At 69.4% G+C, this 17,786-nt stretch carries 19 protein-coding genes; 10 read left to right on the plus strand and 9 right to left on the minus strand.

What is annotated here, in order from left to right; all coding sequences use genetic code 11:
- Window positions 1–397 (minus strand): ribonucleotide reductase N-terminal alpha domain-containing protein (locus ACFDS6_RS11405; protein ID WP_375272321.1); only part of this gene is annotated, 397 nt, incomplete at its 3' end.
- 596 nt (window positions 398–993) lie between these two features.
- Window positions 994–3,645 (minus strand): EAL domain-containing protein, encoded by a 2,652-nt coding sequence (locus ACFDS6_RS11410; RefSeq protein WP_375272283.1) that lies wholly within the window; start codon window positions 3,643–3,645, stop codon window positions 994–996.
- A gap of 138 nt (window positions 3,646–3,783) precedes the next feature.
- Between ACFDS6_RS11410 and ACFDS6_RS11415 the strand changes: the two genes are divergently transcribed.
- Complete coding sequence (locus ACFDS6_RS11415) at window positions 3,784–5,307, plus strand: fumarate hydratase (protein ID WP_375272284.1); 1,524 nt, start codon at window positions 3,784–3,786, stop codon at window positions 5,305–5,307.
- A gap of 74 nt (window positions 5,308–5,381) precedes the next feature.
- Window positions 5,382–5,939 carry a DUF1993 family protein gene (locus ACFDS6_RS11420; RefSeq protein WP_375272285.1) on the plus strand — a complete coding sequence of 186 codons (558 nt, stop codon included), beginning with the start codon at window positions 5,382–5,384 and terminating at the stop codon, window positions 5,937–5,939.
- A gap of 658 nt (window positions 5,940–6,597) precedes the next feature.
- Here ACFDS6_RS11420 and ACFDS6_RS11425 read toward each other — a convergent pair.
- Window positions 6,598–7,143: a hypothetical protein gene (locus tag ACFDS6_RS11425; protein ID WP_375272286.1), complete on the minus strand. Its 546-nt coding sequence runs from the start codon at window positions 7,141–7,143 to the stop codon at window positions 6,598–6,600.
- A 97-nt stretch (window positions 7,144–7,240) separates the two neighbouring features.
- Here ACFDS6_RS11425 and ACFDS6_RS11430 point away from each other — a divergent pair, with 97 nt between their 5' ends.
- From ACFDS6_RS11430 to ACFDS6_RS11440, 3 genes are read left to right on the plus strand one after another with little or no spacing between them, the layout of a single operon-like run.
- On the plus strand, window positions 7,241–7,636 hold the full coding sequence (locus ACFDS6_RS11430; RefSeq protein ID WP_375272287.1) for a PRC-barrel domain-containing protein: 396 nt from the start codon (window positions 7,241–7,243) through the stop codon (window positions 7,634–7,636).
- A 16-nt stretch (window positions 7,637–7,652) separates the two neighbouring features.
- Window positions 7,653–8,105: a DUF3597 domain-containing protein gene (locus ACFDS6_RS11435; protein ID WP_375272288.1), complete on the plus strand. Its 453-nt coding sequence runs from the start codon at window positions 7,653–7,655 to the stop codon at window positions 8,103–8,105.
- 4 nt (window positions 8,106–8,109) lie between these two features.
- Window positions 8,110–8,244, plus strand: a complete 135-nt coding sequence (locus tag ACFDS6_RS11440; protein WP_375272289.1) for a hypothetical protein — start codon at window positions 8,110–8,112, stop codon at window positions 8,242–8,244.
- A gap of 207 nt (window positions 8,245–8,451) precedes the next feature.
- Here ACFDS6_RS11440 and ACFDS6_RS11445 read toward each other — a convergent pair whose 3' ends face one another.
- The 3 genes from ACFDS6_RS11445 to uvrB form a co-directional block, all read right to left on the minus strand.
- On the minus strand, window positions 8,452–9,201 hold the full coding sequence (locus tag ACFDS6_RS11445) for an energy transducer TonB (RefSeq protein ID WP_375272290.1): 750 nt from the start codon (window positions 9,199–9,201) through the stop codon (window positions 8,452–8,454).
- A 123-nt stretch (window positions 9,202–9,324) separates the two neighbouring features.
- Window positions 9,325–9,699, minus strand: a complete 375-nt coding sequence (locus ACFDS6_RS11450; RefSeq protein WP_375272291.1) for a hypothetical protein — start codon at window positions 9,697–9,699, stop codon at window positions 9,325–9,327.
- A gap of 10 nt (window positions 9,700–9,709) precedes the next feature.
- A complete protein-coding gene (gene uvrB / locus ACFDS6_RS11455) occupies window positions 9,710–11,899 on the minus strand; it encodes an excinuclease ABC subunit UvrB (protein WP_375272292.1) in 2,190 nt (729 codons plus the stop codon).
- A 201-nt stretch (window positions 11,900–12,100) separates the two neighbouring features.
- Between uvrB and ACFDS6_RS11460 the strand changes: the two genes are divergently transcribed.
- Window positions 12,101–12,934 carry a ferredoxin--NADP reductase gene (locus ACFDS6_RS11460; RefSeq protein ID WP_375272293.1) on the plus strand — a complete coding sequence of 278 codons (834 nt, stop codon included), beginning with the start codon at window positions 12,101–12,103 and terminating at the stop codon, window positions 12,932–12,934.
- 16 nt (window positions 12,935–12,950) lie between these two features.
- Here ACFDS6_RS11460 and ACFDS6_RS11465 read toward each other — a convergent pair whose 3' ends face one another.
- The gene (locus ACFDS6_RS11465; RefSeq protein ID WP_375272294.1) at window positions 12,951–13,769 is read right to left on the minus strand and encodes an arylamine N-acetyltransferase; all 819 of its coding nucleotides are present in this window, start codon (window positions 13,767–13,769) and stop codon (window positions 12,951–12,953) included.
- 102 nt (window positions 13,770–13,871) lie between these two features.
- Here ACFDS6_RS11465 and ACFDS6_RS11470 point away from each other — a divergent pair, with 102 nt between their 5' ends.
- Together ACFDS6_RS11470 and ACFDS6_RS11475 are read left to right on the plus strand one after the other, a co-directional pair.
- Window positions 13,872–15,245 (plus strand): amidohydrolase, encoded by a 1,374-nt coding sequence (locus tag ACFDS6_RS11470; protein WP_375272295.1) that lies wholly within the window; start codon window positions 13,872–13,874, stop codon window positions 15,243–15,245.
- The gene (locus ACFDS6_RS11475) at window positions 15,242–15,763 is read left to right on the plus strand and encodes a DUF3617 domain-containing protein (protein WP_375272296.1); all 522 of its coding nucleotides are present in this window, start codon (window positions 15,242–15,244) and stop codon (window positions 15,761–15,763) included. Before ACFDS6_RS11470 ends, ACFDS6_RS11475 begins: the two co-directional genes overlap by 4 nt.
- Before the next feature lie 52 nt (window positions 15,764–15,815).
- Here ACFDS6_RS11475 and ACFDS6_RS11480 read toward each other — a convergent pair whose 3' ends face one another.
- Window positions 15,816–16,349 carry a hypothetical protein gene (locus ACFDS6_RS11480; RefSeq protein ID WP_375272297.1) on the minus strand — a complete coding sequence of 178 codons (534 nt, stop codon included), beginning with the start codon at window positions 16,347–16,349 and terminating at the stop codon, window positions 15,816–15,818.
- A gap of 74 nt (window positions 16,350–16,423) precedes the next feature.
- Between ACFDS6_RS11480 and ACFDS6_RS11485 the strand changes: the two genes are divergently transcribed.
- Complete coding sequence (locus ACFDS6_RS11485) at window positions 16,424–16,618, plus strand: hypothetical protein (protein WP_375272298.1); 195 nt, start codon at window positions 16,424–16,426, stop codon at window positions 16,616–16,618.
- A gap of 201 nt (window positions 16,619–16,819) precedes the next feature.
- Here the strand turns inward: ACFDS6_RS11485 and ACFDS6_RS11490 are convergent, their stop codons facing one another.
- A complete protein-coding gene (locus ACFDS6_RS11490; RefSeq protein WP_375272299.1) occupies window positions 16,820–17,170 on the minus strand; it encodes a DNA primase in 351 nt (116 codons plus the stop codon).
- A 116-nt stretch (window positions 17,171–17,286) separates the two neighbouring features.
- Between ACFDS6_RS11490 and ACFDS6_RS11495 the strand changes: the two genes are divergently transcribed.
- Complete coding sequence (locus ACFDS6_RS11495; protein WP_375272300.1) at window positions 17,287–17,751, plus strand: hypothetical protein; 465 nt, start codon at window positions 17,287–17,289, stop codon at window positions 17,749–17,751.
- The last annotated feature ends 35 nt before the right edge of the window (window positions 17,752–17,786 follow it).

Below are 17,786 nucleotides of genomic sequence, written 5' to 3' on the forward strand. Positions count from 1 at the left end.
CCCAATAGGTGCCGATGCCGCCGCCGCGCGAGGCGAGCCAGACGTTCTCGTTCCACGTGTCGACGATGCCGTTCAGGCTGTCGGGCACCGAGTTCAGGTAGCAGGAGATCGGCAGACCGCGCCCGGTGCCGCCGTTCGACAGCACGGGCGTCGCAGGCATGAACCAGAGCTGCGAGATGTAATCATAGATGCGCTGTGCGTGCGCCTCGTCGTCGGCGTAGGCGGAGGCGACGCGGACGAACAGGTCCTGGTAGCTCTCGCCCGGCAGCAGGTAGCGGTCGTTGAGTGTTTCCTTGCCGAAGTCGGTCAACAGCGCGTCGCGCGCGGAGTCGGTCCTGACCGCGAAGTCGCGCGACGCGGCCTTCTTGGTCGGCGCGCGCTCGGACGCCGCCGACATGCCGGGCGCGCCGCGCTCGGGCTTCGACTCAGACTGCGACTCGGTGCTGGGTGCCGCATCGCCCTCGGGCATCGACACACGTTCCATCAGGTCCATCATCATCGTCTCGCTGCCGGCGTCCCCGAGGTTCATGCTGCGGCTCCTTTGTTCTTGTTACGTTCTAACGGAGATCGCTCCCCGCGGCTAGGCCCAATGCACCAACCGTGAGTGACCAACGGCGCGAAACCCGCCGCGCTTGGTGCGCGCGGATCGCCGCTGCCGCCCCCGACGGAGCGGCGTCGTCACACCAGCTGTTGCGTTGAAACCTGAACCTTACCCCCACAGATTGTGCCAAACCGTCGCGGTGGGCAAGTGGGTAATGCGCGGGCGGGACAGTGGTTCATCACCGCCGAGGCGCCGATCGGCGCGCCGCAGCACGCGCGACGCGTGGATTTCCGCGGGGTTCGGCGAGCACAAGAGGGAAGGTGCGCGGAAAAAAACTTTTCAGTGGATCGTTCGATCGCCGAGGCTAGGCCGGAGAGCCCGCGGCAGCCGAAGCAATGCCGCGCCGAACGGTCGGGTAGTGCCTCCGACCGCCGCCCGGAGGCGCTGCGGCTTCAAGCCGCGCGGCGCTGGGTCGACTGGATCAGCTGGTCGACGTCGATCGGATAGGCGAATTGCAGCCCGGCGCGGCCGTCGTCGACCCAGCGGATCGTGGCGGGCATCATCTGCCCCTCGAACAGCTCGATCTTCATCTCGAACCCGACCGCCTCCGCGGGCAGGTCGACGCCGTCGATCAGCACGCCGCCGGTCGAGATGTCGCGGATGCGCACCTCCGCGCTCTCGCCGTGGAGCGACACGCGCGCGGCGCGCAGCATCTTGTGCCGCTGCGCGCGGCTGGTCTTGAAGCCGACCGCGATCGCCTTGCCGCCGGGCTGCGCCAGTTGCTGGTGCACGACCTCGGCCCCCGCGGGCTTGCCGTAGACGTAGCCCTGGATGTGGCTGCACCCCAGCTCGCCGATCAGCGCGATCTCGTCCTGCTGCTCGACGCCCTCCGCGGTGGTCTCCATGCCCAACGTGTCGGCGAGCGTCACGATGGCCTTGATGATCGCGGCGTTGCGGTTGCTCTCGTTGATCGCGCCGCGCACGAAGCTCTGGTCGATCTTGATCTTGTCGAACGGCGCCTTCTTCAGATAGCCGAGCGAGGAATAGCCGGTGCCGAAATCGTCGAGCGCGAGCCGCACGCCGATCCGCTTTAGCGCGGCGAACATCCGTTCGGACGAGGCGTCCTCGTTGAGGAACACGCCCTCGGTGATCTCCAGCTCCAGCCGCTGCGGCGGCAGGCCGGAGGTCGCGAGCGCGCTGGTGACGAGGCTGGGGAGCGCGGGGTTGGCGAACTGGATCGGCGACACGTTGACCGCGACGCGGACGTGGTCGGGCCAGGTCGCGGCCTCGGCGCAGGCGGTGCGCATCACCCACTCGCCGATCGCCTCGATCATCCCGCATTCCTCGGCCACGGGTATGAACTCCGCCGGGCTGACGAAGCCGCGCGTCGGGTGGCTCCAGCGCAACAGTGCCTCGTAGCCGACGATCCGCTCGTCCGCGGTCGACACCACCGCCTGGTAGGCGAGGTGGAGCTGGTTCTGCTTGAGCGCCTGGCGCAGGTCGTCCTCGAGCTGGCGGCGGTATTGCGCGCCCTCCAGCAGCTCGTCGCGGTAGAAGCGGTGCACGCCGCGCCCGTCGCCCTTGGCGGCGTAGAGCGCCAGGTCGGCGTTGCGGACCAGCGCCTCGGGATTGTCGCCGTGCTCGGGCGCGATCGCGACGCCGATCGAGCAGCCGATCGAGATGGTCGCGCCGTCAATGTAGTAAGGCCGGGACAGCGCGGTGATGATCGCGTCGGCGAGCGCGCCCAGCCGCTCGCGGTTGCCCTCGCGGGGGATGATGACCTTGAACTCGTCGCCGCCCAGCCGGCCAACCATGCCGACCTCGCCGACCGTCTTCTGCAACCGTCCCGCGACCTGCTTGAGCAGTTCGTCGCCGACCTGGTGGCCGAGCGTGTCGTTGACCGCCTTGAACCGGTCGAGGTCGAGCAGGAACAGGCTGTTGAAGCCGTGCCCGCGCTGATTGGGGGCGAGCATCTGCTCGAGCTGGAGGCGCATGCGCTGGCGGTTGGCGAGCCCGGTCAGGCTGTCGAACAGCGCGAGGCGGGTGATCTCAGCCTCGGCGCGGCGCTTCTCGGTCAGGTCGGAGCCCGAGCCGATGAAGCCCTGAAACCGGCCGAGATGGTCGAGCAGGGGACGGCCCGAGATCGACCACCAGCGCTCGGGCGCGTCCTCGGGCGCGGGGCGGACCGAGTAGTCGGAGAAGGAGGTGCGGCTCGACAGGTGAAAGGTGAGCGTGCGCTCGGTCTCGGCGAGTGCGGCATCGACGCGGAATACGCGGGTCAGCGCCTCGCCCTTGGCCTTGATCCCGAATCCGGTGACCTCGCGCGCGACCTTGTCGCTCAGGTAGGTGAGGCGGCCGCCGCGATCGGTCTGCCAGAACCAGCCCGAGCCGTGGCTCTCGAACTCGTTGACGAGCCGGCTGGCGAGCGTTTCCGCGCCCGCGGCTTCCTCCTGCTCGGCGAGGTCGCGCAGGCGCGCGCGGCTGCGGCGGATCAGGCCGTGGCCGAGCAAGGCGGTGAGCACGAGGGCGACGGGGCTCGACCAGGACAGGCCGAAGCGTATGGCGGTGGCGCCGGCGAGCGCGGCGGCGAGGCCGAGCGTGGCGGCGGGCAGCGGGTAGATTACCGCCACCGTCACGATCATGGTGCCGAACACCGCGACGATCGCGGCGACCTGCGCCGGGTGGTCGGTCAGGTTGGCGACGAGCTGCGACAGCGTGAACAGCGACGCGGCGGCGGCCGCGACGCCGCCCGCCACCAAGGCGACGCGGTGATGCGTCGCGAGCTGCTGCGCGACGACGAGGCGGAGCAGCGCGAAGATGCCCGGCCCGGCGAGCAGCGCGGGCAGTCCGGCGAGCGCGATCTTGGCCGCCAGCCCGTCGGCACCCGACACCGCCGCCGCGATCACGAGCACGAGCGGCACCGCGACCAGCGCGATTCCCGCCGCGGGCCACAGGTCGGCGACCGCCGCGAGTGCTGCCTCGCGATCGTCGCCGACGCGCTCCTCGTCGATCGCCGATAGGCCCAGACTCGCCAGCACGTCGGGCGCGGGATCGTCCGCGTCACCGACGATCGTGTCAGCAGCTTCGCTCGGTGAAGGACGCATGTTACCCATAAGGGTGACATAGGTGAGCGGCGTTTGCCGAAGCTTAGCGCGGATGCCTAACGCGATCTTTACCAACGGCGAGCACCCCCCGCGTCGCACGGTTGCGAGCGCGGGTGGCGCGTCCTACAGGGTTCGGCCATGACGACCGTGATCCGCGAAGCCGATCTGATCGAGAGCGTGGCCGACGCGCTCCAGTTTATCAGTTACTATCACCCGATGGATTACATCCGCGCGCTGGGCGAGGCGTACGAGGCCGAGAAGAGCCCGGCCGCCAAGGACGCGATCGCGCAGATCCTGACCAACAGCCGGATGTGCGCGGAAGGGCATCGTCCGATCTGCCAGGATACCGGCATCGTCAACGTGTTCGTCAAATGGGGCATGGACTGCCAGTTGGACGACACATCGCGCTCGCTGCAGGACGTGGTCGACGAGGGCGTGCGCCGCGCCTACCTGCACCTGGAGAACAAGCTGCGCGCCTCGGTGCTGGCCGACCCGGCCTTCACCCGCCGCAATACGCGCGACAACACGCCGTGCGTGCTCCACGTCGACATGGTGCCGGGCAGCACCGTGTCGGTCGACGTCGCGGCGAAGGGCGGCGGCAGCGAGAACAAGTCCAAGTTCAAGATGATGAACCCGTCCGATTCGATCGTCGACTGGGTGATCGAGATGCTGCCGCAGATGGGCGCGGGCTGGTGCCCGCCGGGCATGCTGGGCATCGGCATCGGCGGCACCGCGGAGCATTGCGTGCTGCTCGCCAAGCAGGCGCTGATGGAGCCGATCGACATGGGTCCGCTGAAGGCGCGCGGGCCGAGGAACGACCTGGAGGCGCTGCGCATCGAGATCTTCGACCGCGTCAATGCGCTCGGCATCGGCGCGCAGGGGCTGGGTGGCCTCTCCACCATCCTGGACGTCAAGATCATGGACGCGCCGTGCCACGCCGCGGGCAAGCCGGTGGCGATGATCCCGAACTGCGCCGCGACGCGCCACGCGCACTTCACGCTCGACGGCAGCGGCCCGGCGTACCTGGAAGCGCCCAAGCTCGATGAATGGCCCAAGGTCGACTGGACGCCCGACGCGGCGGCCAAGCGCGTCGACCTCGACGCGCTGACGCCCGAGGTGGTGGCGACGTGGAAGCACGGCGACCGGCTGCTGCTTAACGGCAAGATGCTGACCGGGCGCGACGCCGCGCACAAGCGGATCGCGGACATGCTGGCGCGCGGTGAGGAGCTGCCGGTCAGCTTCCGCGGACGCGTGATCTACTATGTCGGGCCGGTCGATCCGGTCGGCGAGGAAGTGGTGGGGCCGGCGGGTCCGACGACCGCGACGCGGATGGACAAGTTCACGCGCATGATGCTCGACCAGGGCCTGCTCGCGATGGTCGGCAAGGCCGAGCGCGGCCCGGCGGCAACCGACGCGATCCGGGAGGCGAAGTCGGCGTACCTGATGGCGGTCGGTGGTGCGGCCTATCTGGTCGCGCGCGCGATCAAGGGTTCGAAGGTCGTCGGGTTCGAGGACCTGGGGATGGAAGCGATCTACGAGTTCGAGGTCAGCGACTTTCCCGTCACGGTCGCGGTCGACGCGGAGGGGCAGAACGTCCACCAGCTCGCGCCGCTCGTCTGGCGCGAGAAGATCGCGCGCGAGGGGCTGCTCCAGCCGGCGTGACGCGCCATGCTTGACGCACAAACGCGCGCGGCGGAAGGAACCCGCCTGATCCACCGCACCGAGCGAGCCACCGCATGACTCTGTCCGACCTGCTGCTGCCGACCTACACCCAGATGCTGGGCACGATGGCGACGTGGCTCGACAAGGCCGAAGCGGCACGCGGCGGCGAGGCGGAGGCTTTGCTGTCGGCGCGGCTCGCCCCCGACATGTTCCCGCTCGCCACGCAGGTCCGGTTCGCGTGCCGGCAGGCGCAGGAGGCGGTGTTCCGATTGCAGGCGCGCGACTTCCCGCCCGAAATCCAGGAGCTGCTGGAGGAAGCGCGCAACGCGGGCGAGCGGCCCGGCACGCTTGCCGATGCGCGGGCGCGGATCAGCGAGACGCTGGCGGTGGTGGAAGCGGCGGCCGCGGATGGCCTGACGCTCGACGGCGACGCGCCGATCGCGCACGCGCTGCCGAACGGGATGGCGATGAACGTGACCGCGACCGTTTACGCGCGCGATTGGGCGCTGCCGCAATTCTACTTTCACGTCGTGACCGCCTACGCGATCCTGCGCGCCGAGGGCATCGAGCTGGGCAAGGCGGATTATTGCGCGCACATGCTGCCATATTTCAGCATGCCGCAGGGTGGGTGAGCGAGCGGCTTCCTGCTGACGAGCGGCGCGGGTTTTCAGATCGTCGGTGTGGGCGTGCCGGTGTTGGATGTGATGCACGGTGCGCGTGGAAGGCTGCGACAGAGCGTACTCAGATCAGCGTAACGCACATTCCTTCGTCACCCTAAACTAGGTTCGGCGTACAGTTCTTCGAGCACGGCGGGAGAAAGGCAGCGGGGTCCCGGATCAAGTCCGGGACGACGGCGGATCGAATGGGTCAGAGACTGGTGAGGCGCCGGCGAACGATCGCGCTCCGCCGAGCCCGGAAATGAGAAGGGGCTGCCAGGCCGTCTGCTGATGGACCTGACAACCCCTAGACATGGTCAGCGGCCGGAGAGCTCCAGCCCGGGAGACCATGAACGCCTCTTCGAAACGTCAGCGAGCCGTTGAATGAGGGACGATACCCTCCGGCCCGTCGGCGATCCTCAGACGCGAGTCCCCCGAACGAACTGAACCGAACCCACTGCTGAACCATGAGACATCGGATCACCTCCTTTCGCTGGTTGAAGACACGTGCGACCTGCGTTGATCGCGAGAGCAATGTGTCCTCTTCGCGGGTGATATACAAGGCTTGTATTCTCAACTCGTCTGATCGAGCATCCGCCGCCGCGCGCGCCATGGGCCGCGCGCCGGCACGCCGTCAGCCGCGGCAATCCTCGATCACGCGGCCGATCTCGGCGTAGGGCGGCAGGACCAGCGCGGGGGTGCCCGCCTGCTCGATCGTGAACCGTCCGCGGCTGAACGCGATCGCGTCGAGCAGCGGATCGGTCGGCGCGAACGCGGTCGCGGCGTAGGGCGGGGTGCCGCCGGTCGGCTGCGCCGCGACGCTGCGCGTGGTGGAGGTGGTGCGGATCGTGAACGGCGCGGTGGCGCTGCCGGGGCGCGACAGGAACAGGCGACGCTCGCCGCGGTCGCAGCGCAGCACCGCCAGCGCGTCGCGCCCCGCAGTGCCGAACAGCGCGCGGCTGCCGCGCGCGTCGCGCTGGTAGGTCCAGGTGCCGGGCGTGCGCGGCCAGTCCTGCCAATCGACCGGCGCGGGGCGCGGCGGCGCGAGCGTGGGAGTCGGGCGCGGTGCGTCGACCGGGGTCGGCGCGCGCGGCGGCGCGACGCAGGCCGCGACCCACAACAGCGCCATCGGGGGCAACACGCGGAGCAGCGGGCGGACGGGCGGGCGCGAAACGGTCATCCGCCGGGCTATGCCGGATGCGCGACCCGCGCTCAACCGCGGCTGGAACCCGCCGCCGCGGCGGGCGGTTGTTCCGCCGTATTCAAGGGGAGACCATATGTCCGACACCGACACCGACGCCGCATCGACCAACGCCGAGCCGAACCAGTTGCTGGTGCGCTCGACCCTAGCCGACTCGATGCGGGTCGACAGCCGCGACGGCGACCATCTGGGCAGTGTGCACGCCTTCATGGTGCACAAGGGGTCTGGCCGGGTGACGCACGCGGTGCTGAGCCTGGGCGGGTTCCTGGGGATGGGCAAGAGCTTCTACCCGCTGCCGTTCTCGCTGTTGTCGCTCGACGCGGTGCGCGACCTGTACGTGGTGACGATCGACCGGCGGATGCTGGAGGGCGGGCCGAGCTGGGCGAACAATCCGCCGGTCTTCAACCAATCCTACGCCGACAGCGTCGCGCGCTACTACGAAGTCCCCAACGAAAATCTGGCCAACGGCTGATCCCAGGAGTTCAAGCATGAGCATTTTCGGCAAGATCAAGGATGCGATCTTCGGCCACAACGGACCGCTGGGCGGTCAGTTCGGCGGCAAGAAGGACGCGGCGCCCGCGCCGGCGCCGACCGGCGGCGCCGCGCACCCCGCGCCGCAGCAGTCGCCGCAGTCCGCTCCGGCGCAGGCGCCCGCCACCCCTGCCCCCGCCCCGGCGCAAGCCGTCGACGTCGAGCAGGTGCTGACCAACATCGCGTCGCAGAAGGGCAATCCGGACCTCAACTGGCGGACCTCGATCGTCGACCTGATGAAGCTGCTCGACCTCGATTCGAGCCTTTCCAACCGCAAGGAGCTCGCGGCCGAGCTGGGCTACAGCGGTGCCAAGGACGGATCGGCGGAGATGAACATCTGGCTCCACAAGGCGGTGATGCGCGAGTTGGAGAAGAACGGCGGCAGCGTGCCCGCGAGCATGAAGGACTGACGCGATGAGCGAGAAGAACGACGTACAGAAGGCGACCGAGGAGCTGCTGGAAGACCCGGACGCGCCCGAGAAGGGCAACACGCGCCCGCCGCAGACGATCGACGCCGAGCCGATGCAGCCGGACAAGGACGCGCGCTGAGCGCCGGTGAGGGGAGGCGGCGCCCGCGGGTGCCGCCTTCTCGCTTCATGATGCTGGCGATGGTCCTGAGCTAGCGGCTGTCTTCACGTTTCCCCGGACTTGACCTGGGATCTCACTCTGCAGCTCGGTTAAGAAGCGGGGTCCCGGATCAAGTCCGGGACGACGGTGGAGGAAGGGTTAGTGTCCTCCCGGCGGATGCCAGCATCATCAGCGCTGGTCGCCCTCGATCGCCCAGGTGTGGTTCTCCAATATCCAGGCCGGGACCGGACGACCGTCGGCGTCGCGCGACGGCTCGTAGCGGAAGCGCTGCTGGATCAGGCGGCAGGTCGCGGCGTCGAGCGAGCGGTAGCCGCTCGACCGCGTCACGCGGCACTCGCCGACGCGGCCGCTGGTCTGCACCAGGAAGCGGACCGACACGGTGCCCTCGAACCCGGTTTCCGCGAGGTCGCGGATGTCGGACGGGAAGTCGCCGTCGGTGATCCGGCCGCGACGCTGGATCGGTGGCGTCTCGTCGCCGCCATCGCCGTCGCCGTCACCCCAGCCGCCCGATCCGGTGCCGTCGCCGACGCCGCCCGCGCCCGTTCCGGGGCCGACGCGGGGCGCGGCACCCTGCGTCGCCTGATTACCCTCGAACGCCTTGGTCGCGACGACAATCGGGGGCGGGGGGACGGGGATGACCACGACCGGCTCGGGCGCGACGACCTGCGTCGCCTTCGATCGGATGTTGGGCGGCGCGGCGCGGCCCTCGGCGCGCTTGCTGACCTTGGGTCGGGGCACCGTCTTCGCGGGCGGCGGGGGAGGGGGCGAGGCGAGGTCGAACAGCCGCAGCCCCTCGTCGACGCGCTGCCGGATCGCGTCGCCCGCCAGCCCCGTCAGCAGCGCCCAGCCGAGCGCGCCCGTGACCGCGAGCGCGGCGGCGGCGGCACCGAACCGTTCCTGTCTGGGCTGCGCGTACATGCTCTCCATGTAGGCGCGCGCGGCTGAACTGCGAGTGGCTGGCGGCGTGCGATGTCGCGCGGGTGGCGCGGGCGTGCAGGACAGCGCCTCGCGATCAATCAAGCAGGTGGCGCGCTGGAGATGTCAGGTCGCGGTTCGGTTGCGCGCGCGGGTGCGGTGACGAACCGTGCCGATGGTGGTGACGACGAGCGCGACCGCGCCAGCCACGGCGCAGGCAAGCCAGCCGTGGAGCCCCGCGAAACTCGGTCCGTCGACCGCGGCGCGCAGGCCGAGCGCCGCGCTGGTCCATCCGGCGGTGACGAGCGCGGCGAGCACCAGCCACAGCGCGCGCCGGCCGCGCGGTGCCAGGGTGCCGAGCACGAAGGGCAGTATCGTCGGCAGCGCGGTGGCCGTGAACCGCATGCCCGGCTGCACCCCGCCTCCGGTCATTGCGACCAGCGCCGCGCCGAGCAGCAGCGCGAGCGCCGTGCCCCCGAGCAGAAAGCGCGGGCGGGTCACGACCTTCCAGTCACCGGCGCTTGTTCATTCGCATCTGCTGCTGCTTGCCGAATCGGGTCTTGCGCGTGCCGGGCTTGCCCTCGTTCGAGCGGCCCATGATCGGCGCCTTGTGCTGCTCGACCGGCAGGCCGAGCTCCTCCTGCTCTAGCTGGCGGATCTCGTCGCGCAGGCGCCCGGCTTCCTCGAACTCGAGGTCGGATGCGGCCTTGCGCATCTTCTTCTCCAGCTCCTCGATATAGCCGCGCAAATTGTGGCCGACCATGTGCGGGCGGTCTTCGTCGATCTCGACGGTGACCTGATCGCCCTGGCTGACGTGCGCGATAATGTCGCCGATGTTGCGGCGGATCGTCGTCGGCGTGATGCCGTGTTCGAGGTTGTACTGCTGCTGCTTCTCGCGCCGGCGCTGCGTTTCGTTCATCGCGCGCTCCATCGAGCCGGTGATGCGGTCGGCGTAGAGGATCACGCGGCCGTCGACGTTGCGCGCCGCGCGGCCGATCGTCTGGATCAACGAGGTTTCGGAGCGCAGGAAGCCCTCCTTGTCGGCGTCGAGGATCGCGACCAGCCCGCATTCGGGAATGTCGAGCCCTTCGCGCAGCAGGTTGATGCCGATCAGCACGTCGTAGACGCCGAGGCGCAGGTCGCGGATCAGCTCGATACGCTCCAGCGTCTCGACGTCGGAGTGCATGTAGCGGACCTTGATCCCCGCCTCGTGCATATATTCGGTCAGGTCCTCCGCCATCCGCTTGGTCAGCGTGGTAACGAGGGTGCGGTAGCCGAGTTCGGCGGTCTTGCGCGCCTCGACGATCAGGTCCTGTACCTGCTCCTCGACCGGCTTGATCTCGATCGGCGGGTCGATGAGGCCGGTCGGGCGGATCACCTGCTCGGCGAAGACGCCCGCGGCCTGCTCCATCTCCCACGTGCCCGGCGTCGCCGAGACGCAGACGGTCTGCGGGCGCATCGCGTCCCACTCGTTGAAGCGCAGGGGTCGGTTGTCGATCGCGCTAGGAAGGCGGAAGCCGTACTCGGCGAGCGTGATCTTGCGGCGGTGGTCGCCGCGCGACATGCCGTTGATCTGGCCGATCGTCTGGTGACTCTCGTCGACGAACAGCATCGCATTCTCGGGCAGATACTCGAACAGGGTGGGCGGCGGCTCGCCGGGCAGGCGGCCAGTCAGGAAACGGCTGTAATTCTCGATGCCGTTGCAGCTGCCGGTGGCGGCGATCATCTCCAGGTCGAAGTTGGTGCGCTGCTCCAGCCGCTGCCGCTCCAGCAGCTTGCCCTCGATCTCCAGCTCCTTGAGGCGCTCGGTCAGCTCGTGGCGGATCGCGTCGGCGGCCTGCTTCATCGTCGGGCCGGGGGTCACGTAGTGCGAGTTGGCGTAGATGCGGATCGAGTTGAGCGAGGCCGATTTCTTGCCGGTCAGCGGATCGAACTCGACGATCTCCTCGATCTCGTCACCGAAGAACGAGACGCGCCACGCGCTGTCCTCGTAGTGCGACGGGAAGATTTCGAGATTGTCGCCCTTCACGCGGAAGTTGCCGCGCTGGAAGGCGGCGTCGTTGCGCTTGTACTGAAGCGCGACGAGCTTGCGGATGATCTCGCGCTGGTCGACGCTCTGCCCCTTCTTCAGGTCGAAGATCATCGCCGAATAGGTCTCGACCGAGCCGATGCCGTAGAGGCACGATACCGAGGCGACGATCAGCACGTCGTCGCGCTCCAGGAGCGAGCGGGTGGCGGAGTGGCGCATCCGGTCGATCGCCTCGTTCACCGAGCTTTCCTTCTCGATGTAGGTGTCCGACCGCGGCACGTACGCCTCGGGCTGGTAGTAATCGTAGTAGCTGACGAAATACTCGACCGCGTTGTCGGGGAAGAACGACTTGAACTCGCCGTAGAGCTGCGCGGCGAGAATCTTGTTGGGGGCGAGGATCAGCGCGGGGCGCTGCATCTGCTCGATCACCTTCGCCATCGTGAAGGTCTTGCCCGAGCCGGTGACGCCGAGCAGCACCTGATCCTTCTCGCCCGCGCGCGCGGCCTCGACCAGGTCGCGGATCGCGGTCGGCTGGTCGCCCGAGGGCTGGTAGTCGCTGACGAGCTTGAACGGGCGCCCGCCCTCGACCTTCGCCGGGCGCTGCGGGCGGTGGGGGACGAAATCGTCGCCCGTCTCGGGTTCGGCCAGGTTGGTGCGGATCTGGATCGACATATGTTGGCGATATGGGCGCTAGGTGGCGCGGCGTGAAGGAGCTTGGCGCACTGCGGGGGGGGGGGGTGAAGGAGCTTGACGCGCGACAAGCTCCGCTTGGTTGACCGCGTGCCGCGCGACCCATATTGCGCGGCGTTCGCAATTCAGACCAGCAGCAGAGAGACACCGTGCCGTCCGGGCGCGGTTCGAGGAAGATCAGGCATGACCGACGTCCGCGCCCCCATCAGCATTCCCGAGAGCAAGGCGTTTGCCAGCGTCAAGGTGAACTGGGTCCGTCACTGGAACGAGCATCTGTTCAGCTTCGCGGTCGAGCGGCCGTCGAGCTTTCGCTTCCGCTCGGGCGAGTTCGTGATGATCGGGCTGCCGGGTGAGGAGGTCGAGGGCGGCGCGGCGGGCAAGCCGATCATGCGCGCCTACTCGGTCGCGAGCCAGCATTACGCCGAGGAGCTGGAGTTCCTGTCGATCAAGGTCGAGAACGGTCCCTTGACCGGGCGGCTGCAACAGATCGTGCCGGGCGACGAAATCTATCTGGGGCGCAAGCCCACCGGCACGCTGGTCACCGACGCGCTGCTGCCGGGCAAAAGGCTGTTCATGCTGTCGACCGGCACGGGCCTGGCGCCGTTCCTGAGCCTGGCGCGCGACCCGGACGTGTACACCATGTTCGACCAGGTGGTGGTGGTTCACTCGGTGCGGCGCGTCAGCGACCTCGCCTATCACGACGAGCTCGCCGCGCGATTGGCGGACGATCCGCTGGTGGCGGACGAGGCGGCTGAGCAGTTCCACTATATCCCGACCGTCACGCGCGAGCCGTTCCACACCAGCGGGCGCATCGACGCGCTGATGGAGAACGGCCGGATGTTCGGCGATCCGATCACCGGCGACAAATGCTTCAACCCGGAAACCGACCGCATCATGATGTGCGGGTCGATGGACATGATCCGCGACACCGCCGCGACGCTGGAGAAGCTCGGCTTCGTCGAGGGATCGAACGCCGCGCCCGGCACCTACGTGATCGAGCGCGCGTTCGTCGGCTGATCGGACCGGCGGCGCGTCAGAACAGGTTCAGCGCCGCCACGTCGTCCTTCGGCAGGTCGATGCCGAACATCATCGACAGGCGCATGCGGTAGACGCGCGGGTCGGTGATCTCGCCCGCACTGTCGGTCGATGCGGCGCGGCGGCGATAGTCGCGGTCGGTCAGCGTCGCGAAGCCGTGCGGCAGGATGATCGACACGATGGCGTGATTGGTAAAGCGGCTGGCGGGCGCGGTCGACGCCCAGAGATTGCCCATCGCGAGGTCGCTGTCGTGCACGGACGCCAGCGTGAAGCTGTACTGCTGCTGCCAGCCCGGACCCGTGCCGCGCCCGTCGGTGGTGGCGGGATCGCCGTTGCGCGACAGCATCCAGCCGTGCGCGTCGTGGCGCGCGAGCAGGAAGCGCGCGCCGTCGGGCGCCTCGGCCTCCGCACCGTCGCGCAGCGGCATGACGGGCGCGTAGCTGCCGCCGAAGCCGGGATCGGCGATCCACTGCTCGTCGCCGATCGTCACCAGCGACAGCGTGTGGGTGAGCGGCGGCACCTCGGTGGCGCCGAGCCACACGCGCGCGAGCAGCGGGCGCGCGGAGAAGCCGGTCGCAGCGAGCGCGTCGAGGAACAGCCGGTTGTGCTCGAAGCAGTAGCCGCCGCGCCGCGCGGTCACGAGCTTCGCGAACACCGCGGCGGAGTCGATCGCGACGCCGCGGCCGAGCCGCACGTCTAGGTTCTCGAACGGGATCGCGAGCCGGTGCGCGCGCTGGAGCCGTTGCAGCCCCTCGCCGTCGTTGGTCGGGCGCGCGGGCAGGTCGATGCGGGAGAGATAGGCGTCGAGGTCGAACATGCGCGCCCGAGTGCAGGATCGCGCGCGCGGGGGCAAGATACGCGATCCCCCTAGGCATCCGGAACGGCGCGGCTATGGTCGTGGCAGAAGAGGGGAAATACGATGCGCCTGATCCACCTGCTAGCGGCTGCCGGCACGCTCGCCGCGACGCTCGGCGCGACAGCGGCTCTCGCCGAGCCCGATTACGCCGCCGCGATCCGCGCCGACTACAAGCGCGACCTGGGCGCGATGTGGGACGATTTCCATCGCAATCCCGAACTGTCGTTCCGCGAGACGCGCACCGCGGCGAAGATGGCGGCGGCGCTGCGCGCGGTGCCCGGCATGGTGGTGACCGAGAAGGTCGGGCAGACCGGGGTCGTCGGCGTGCTGAAGAACGGGGCGGGGCCGGTGGTGCTGGTGCGCGCCGACATGGACGGGTTGCCGGTCGAGGAGAAGTCGGGGCTGCCCAACGCCAGCCGCGTGCGCCAGGTCGGCGTCGACGGGGTGGAGGTGCCCGTGATGCACGCGTGCGGCCACGACACGCACATCACCGCGATGATCGGCACCGCGCGGCAGCTGGCGGCGCTGCGCGATCGCTGGGCCGGCACGATCGTGTTCGTCGTCCAGCCCGCCGAGGAGCGGGTCGGCGGCGCCAAGGCGATGATCGCCGACGGGTTGTTCACGCGCTTCCCCAAGCCCGACTACGCGCTCGCCTTCCACGTCGCGGCGGGTATGCAGGCGGGTACGGTGTCCGCGTCCGAGGGCATCCAATACTCCTCCTCCGACTCGGTCAACATCGACGTGCCCGGCATCGGCGCGCATGGTGCCAGCCCGCACGAGGGCAAGGACCCGGTGTACATGGCGTCGCAGACGGTGATCGCGCTGCAAGGGCTGATCAGCCGCGAGCGCCCGCCACTCGACCCCGGCGTCATCACGGTGGGCTCGTTCCACGCGGGACTGAAGCACAACATCATCTCCGACATGGCGAAGCTGCAGGTGACGGTGCGCGCGAACAACGAGGTGGAGCGCAAGCGGCTGCTCGACGGGATCAGGCGCGTGGCGAACGGCATCGGCGTGCTGAACGGCATGCCCAAGGACAAGATGCCGGTGGTGACGGTCAGCGAGGGCACGCCGACGACGATCAACGACGCTGGGCTGGCGCGGCGGCTGAACGCGGTGATGGTGGAAACGCTCGGCGCGACGAACGTCCCCGCGTTCGTACAGGACGGGATGGGGGCAGAGGATTTCGCTTACTACGTCCAGCCCGACACGCGCGTGAGAGGCTATTATTTCGCGGTCGGCGGCTCGACCAAGGCGGAGATCGACGCGGCGGCGCGCGGTGGCCCCAAGATCGGGTCGCATCACTCGCCCGAGTTCCGGATCGCGCCCGAGCCCGCGATCACCACCGGCGCGATCGCGATGACCGCGGCGGTGCTCGACCTGGCGAAGCCGGGCGCGGGGCGCGTCGCGACCGCCAAGGCGGGCACGGAGTCGTGAGGCGCCTTCTCCTCCTCGCCGTCCTGCCGCTGGCGGCGTGCAGCGGCGACATCGACCTGACCAACGCGTCGATCGCGGAGGTGGCGAGCGCGACCGCGAGCATCGAGAAGCCGGTGGCGGGGCAGTGGCGGACCGACACGCGGCTGGTCAGCTTCGACGCGGGGGCGGACAAGACGCCGACGGCCGCGGCGATCCGCGAGCAGGTGGGCGACACCAGCACGACCGAGGCGTGCCTGACCGACGAGGAAGCCGCCAAGCCGCTGTTCGGCGATCTTTCCACCGCCGCGGGCGCGAACTGCCGCTTTCGCCGCTTCACGCTGAAGGGCGAGCAGCTCGACGCCGAAATGGCGTGCCGCAACGCGGGCGGCGAGACGCTGACGGTCAGCCAGAAGGGGCGTTACTCACCAAGCGCGGTCGACCTGACCGCCACCGTCCGCCGCGGTGGCGTGGCGGCGCAGGCGGGCGGCATGGTGACGCGGATCGTTGCCAAGCGCACGGGGGATTGCGCGGAAGAATAGGGGTAGCGTCGGAGGCGGAAGCAGGGCGGCGTGTTTGCCACCCGCGCTTAGGTCACGGCAGCACGCGGCTGGTCGCGGGCGGCGTGTCGTCGAGCGGGATGGCGACGCGCCCGCTGCGGTCGGGCTTGCCGCGGAACAGCCGCCCGACGCCGCTCACCACGTCGCGCGCGAGCCGCCCGCCGCTGGTCGCTTCGCCCAGGTTCTCGCAGCAGCTGCCCGGTGCGATCAGTTTCTGGATGCCGCGCACCAGCGCGACGCCGCCGCCGATCATGTCGACGCCGGTCGTGCACCCGCGCTGTACCGCCGCGCAGGGTGCGCCTTCCGCGTTCAGCGCGCCGCGCCCCGTCAGGTAGCGATTGACCGGCACGGGCTTGTCCGACACCGCTTCGTTCGGCAGCGGCAGGCTCTGTGCGGGCAGCGCGTCGGCGCAGACGACGATGTCGCCGCCCGCCTGACGGACGCAGCGCTCGTTCGCGACCGGCACCAGGATCGACATGCGCGTCGGCGCTCCGGTCGGCGCTCCGGTCGGCGCGGTTGGCGCCGGCGCGGCGGTGGCCGCCTGTAGGGCGAGGGCGATCAGCAGCATCGAGGCGGCAGCGTGAACCCGCCGCGCGGCCGCGTCAACGCTTCGCTAAGCGGCCGCGCGCTATCCCGCTTGGCATGAGACTCTCGCGCCTGTTTCGTAGCCGCTGGGCGGCTTTGTGGTGGGCGGGCGGCGTGCTGTGGTTCGCCTTCGACGTCGCGGGCGGCGCGCCGAAGGGGTCGCGCGCGGACAAGGGCGGGATCGTCGACGCGAGCGGGGCGGCGGTGAATGCGGCTGACGTGGCCGCGATCGTCAACGCGGCGGGGTTGTGAGCGGGCGTTAGCCGTAGGGGCGAGCCTGTCGCTCGTGTCGCTGGTCGGTCGGGCTGCTGTTTCGTGACACGCCCGCCGTCGCGTCAGACGCGGCGAAGCCGCGCCTTGTGCGCCGGCTTCGTCGCGCTGGCCGGTCGACGGCGCCACCTTGGTGGCGCACCTCGTGCGAGGCTGTGCCTCGCACGTCGATCTTGCGTCGACTTACGGCTTCGTCGCCACGTCGTCGCGGTCTTCCAGGTCGCCGTCCTCGGCGAGCGTGCCCGCGTCGAAGTCGTCCTGCGCCTCGTCCTCGGCGATGTCGGCGTCGTCCTGGTCGCTGTCATCGTCCTGCTCGCCGACCTGCGCGTCGGTCATCTGCAGTTCGTCCTCGCGCTCGGCATCCTCGTCATCGTCGTTTGCGTCGATGTCGGGATCAAGGTCGGTCATGATCGTGCCGTCGCTCGGCCCGTCGCGCGTCGCCTCCAGGATCTCGGCGCGCTGCGACTCGTCGTAGCCGTCCTCGTCGTAGCCGTCGTCGCCCGAACCGTGGCTGGTAACCTGATGGCCGCCCATGTCTATTCTCCTTCGAGGCGCGAACGGCGCAGCGCCGCGCCGGGTTCCGCGCGGTTGCTTGACCACGCACACGCGTACGCATAGTGTGTTGGTGTAATAACACGGGGAGAACGACCATGCGTACGCCGCTGATCCTGGCCATCATCGCCGCATCACTCGCCGCGTGCGATCGGGGCGAGCCGGGAACGCAGGTCGCGGTGACCGCGAACGGCAGCGGCGGCTCGATCAGCCGGGCGGGCGAGGTCAAGATCGACACGCCCGCGTTCAAGGGCGAATTCACGCTGCCGCAGATCAACCTGACCGCCGAGAATTTCGACATCAACGGCGTTCACCTCTACCCCGACAGCAGGATTTCTGCGGTCAACGTCGACGGGACGGGCAAGGACAAGGTGACGGTGCGCTTCACCAGCCCGGCCGACCCCGCCACTGTTCGCACTTGGTTCGCCGAGCAGTTCAGGGAAGCGGGGACGCCGGTGCGCGTCGAGGGCGACACGCTGACCGGCAAGGACGACGATCAGAACTTCACGATCGACCTGTCGCCGCAGGGACAGCAGAGCGCGGGCGTCGTCCGCATCGGGTGACGCCCAGGGTGGCGGTCGGGCGCGCGAGGACCTAT

Source organism: Sphingomonas sp., assembly GCF_042095875.1.
In the GTDB taxonomy this organism is placed as follows: Bacteria; Pseudomonadota; Alphaproteobacteria; order Sphingomonadales; family Sphingomonadaceae; genus Sphingomonas.

Bases quoted from the DNA above. Each gene is read 5' to 3' on its own strand.
- ACFDS6_RS11435 (WP_375272288.1), top strand. From the start codon at position 7,653: ATGAGCATTTTCGGCAAGATCAAGGATGCGATCTTCGGCCACAACGGA.
- ACFDS6_RS11410 (WP_375272283.1), bottom strand. From the start codon at position 3,645: ATGCGTCCTTCACCGAGCGAAGCTGCTGACACGATCGTCGGTGACGCG.
- ACFDS6_RS11460 (WP_375272293.1), top strand. From the start codon at position 12,101: ATGACCGACGTCCGCGCCCCCATCAGCATTCCCGAGAGCAAGGCGTTT.
- ACFDS6_RS11425 (WP_375272286.1), bottom strand. From the start codon at position 7,143: ATGACCGTTTCGCGCCCGCCCGTCCGCCCGCTGCTCCGCGTGTTGCCC.
- ACFDS6_RS11430 (WP_375272287.1), top strand. From the start codon at position 7,241: ATGTCCGACACCGACACCGACGCCGCATCGACCAACGCCGAGCCGAAC.
- ACFDS6_RS11485 (WP_375272298.1), top strand. From the start codon at position 16,424: ATGAGACTCTCGCGCCTGTTTCGTAGCCGCTGGGCGGCTTTGTGGTGG.
- ACFDS6_RS11480 (WP_375272297.1), bottom strand. From the start codon at position 16,349: ATGCTGCTGATCGCCCTCGCCCTACAGGCGGCCACCGCCGCGCCGGCG.
- ACFDS6_RS11440 (WP_375272289.1), top strand. From the start codon at position 8,110: ATGAGCGAGAAGAACGACGTACAGAAGGCGACCGAGGAGCTGCTGGAA.
- uvrB (WP_375272292.1), bottom strand. From the start codon at position 11,899: ATGTCGATCCAGATCCGCACCAACCTGGCCGAACCCGAGACGGGCGAC.
- ACFDS6_RS11465 (WP_375272294.1), bottom strand. From the start codon at position 13,769: ATGTTCGACCTCGACGCCTATCTCTCCCGCATCGACCTGCCCGCGCGC.
- ACFDS6_RS11490 (WP_375272299.1), bottom strand. From the start codon at position 17,170: ATGGGCGGCCATCAGGTTACCAGCCACGGTTCGGGCGACGACGGCTAC.
- ACFDS6_RS11415 (WP_375272284.1), top strand. From the start codon at position 3,784: ATGACGACCGTGATCCGCGAAGCCGATCTGATCGAGAGCGTGGCCGAC.
- ACFDS6_RS11420 (WP_375272285.1), top strand. From the start codon at position 5,382: ATGACTCTGTCCGACCTGCTGCTGCCGACCTACACCCAGATGCTGGGC.
- ACFDS6_RS11470 (WP_375272295.1), top strand. From the start codon at position 13,872: ATGCGCCTGATCCACCTGCTAGCGGCTGCCGGCACGCTCGCCGCGACG.
- ACFDS6_RS11445 (WP_375272290.1), bottom strand. From the start codon at position 9,201: ATGTACGCGCAGCCCAGACAGGAACGGTTCGGTGCCGCCGCCGCCGCG.
- ACFDS6_RS11495 (WP_375272300.1), top strand. From the start codon at position 17,287: ATGCGTACGCCGCTGATCCTGGCCATCATCGCCGCATCACTCGCCGCG.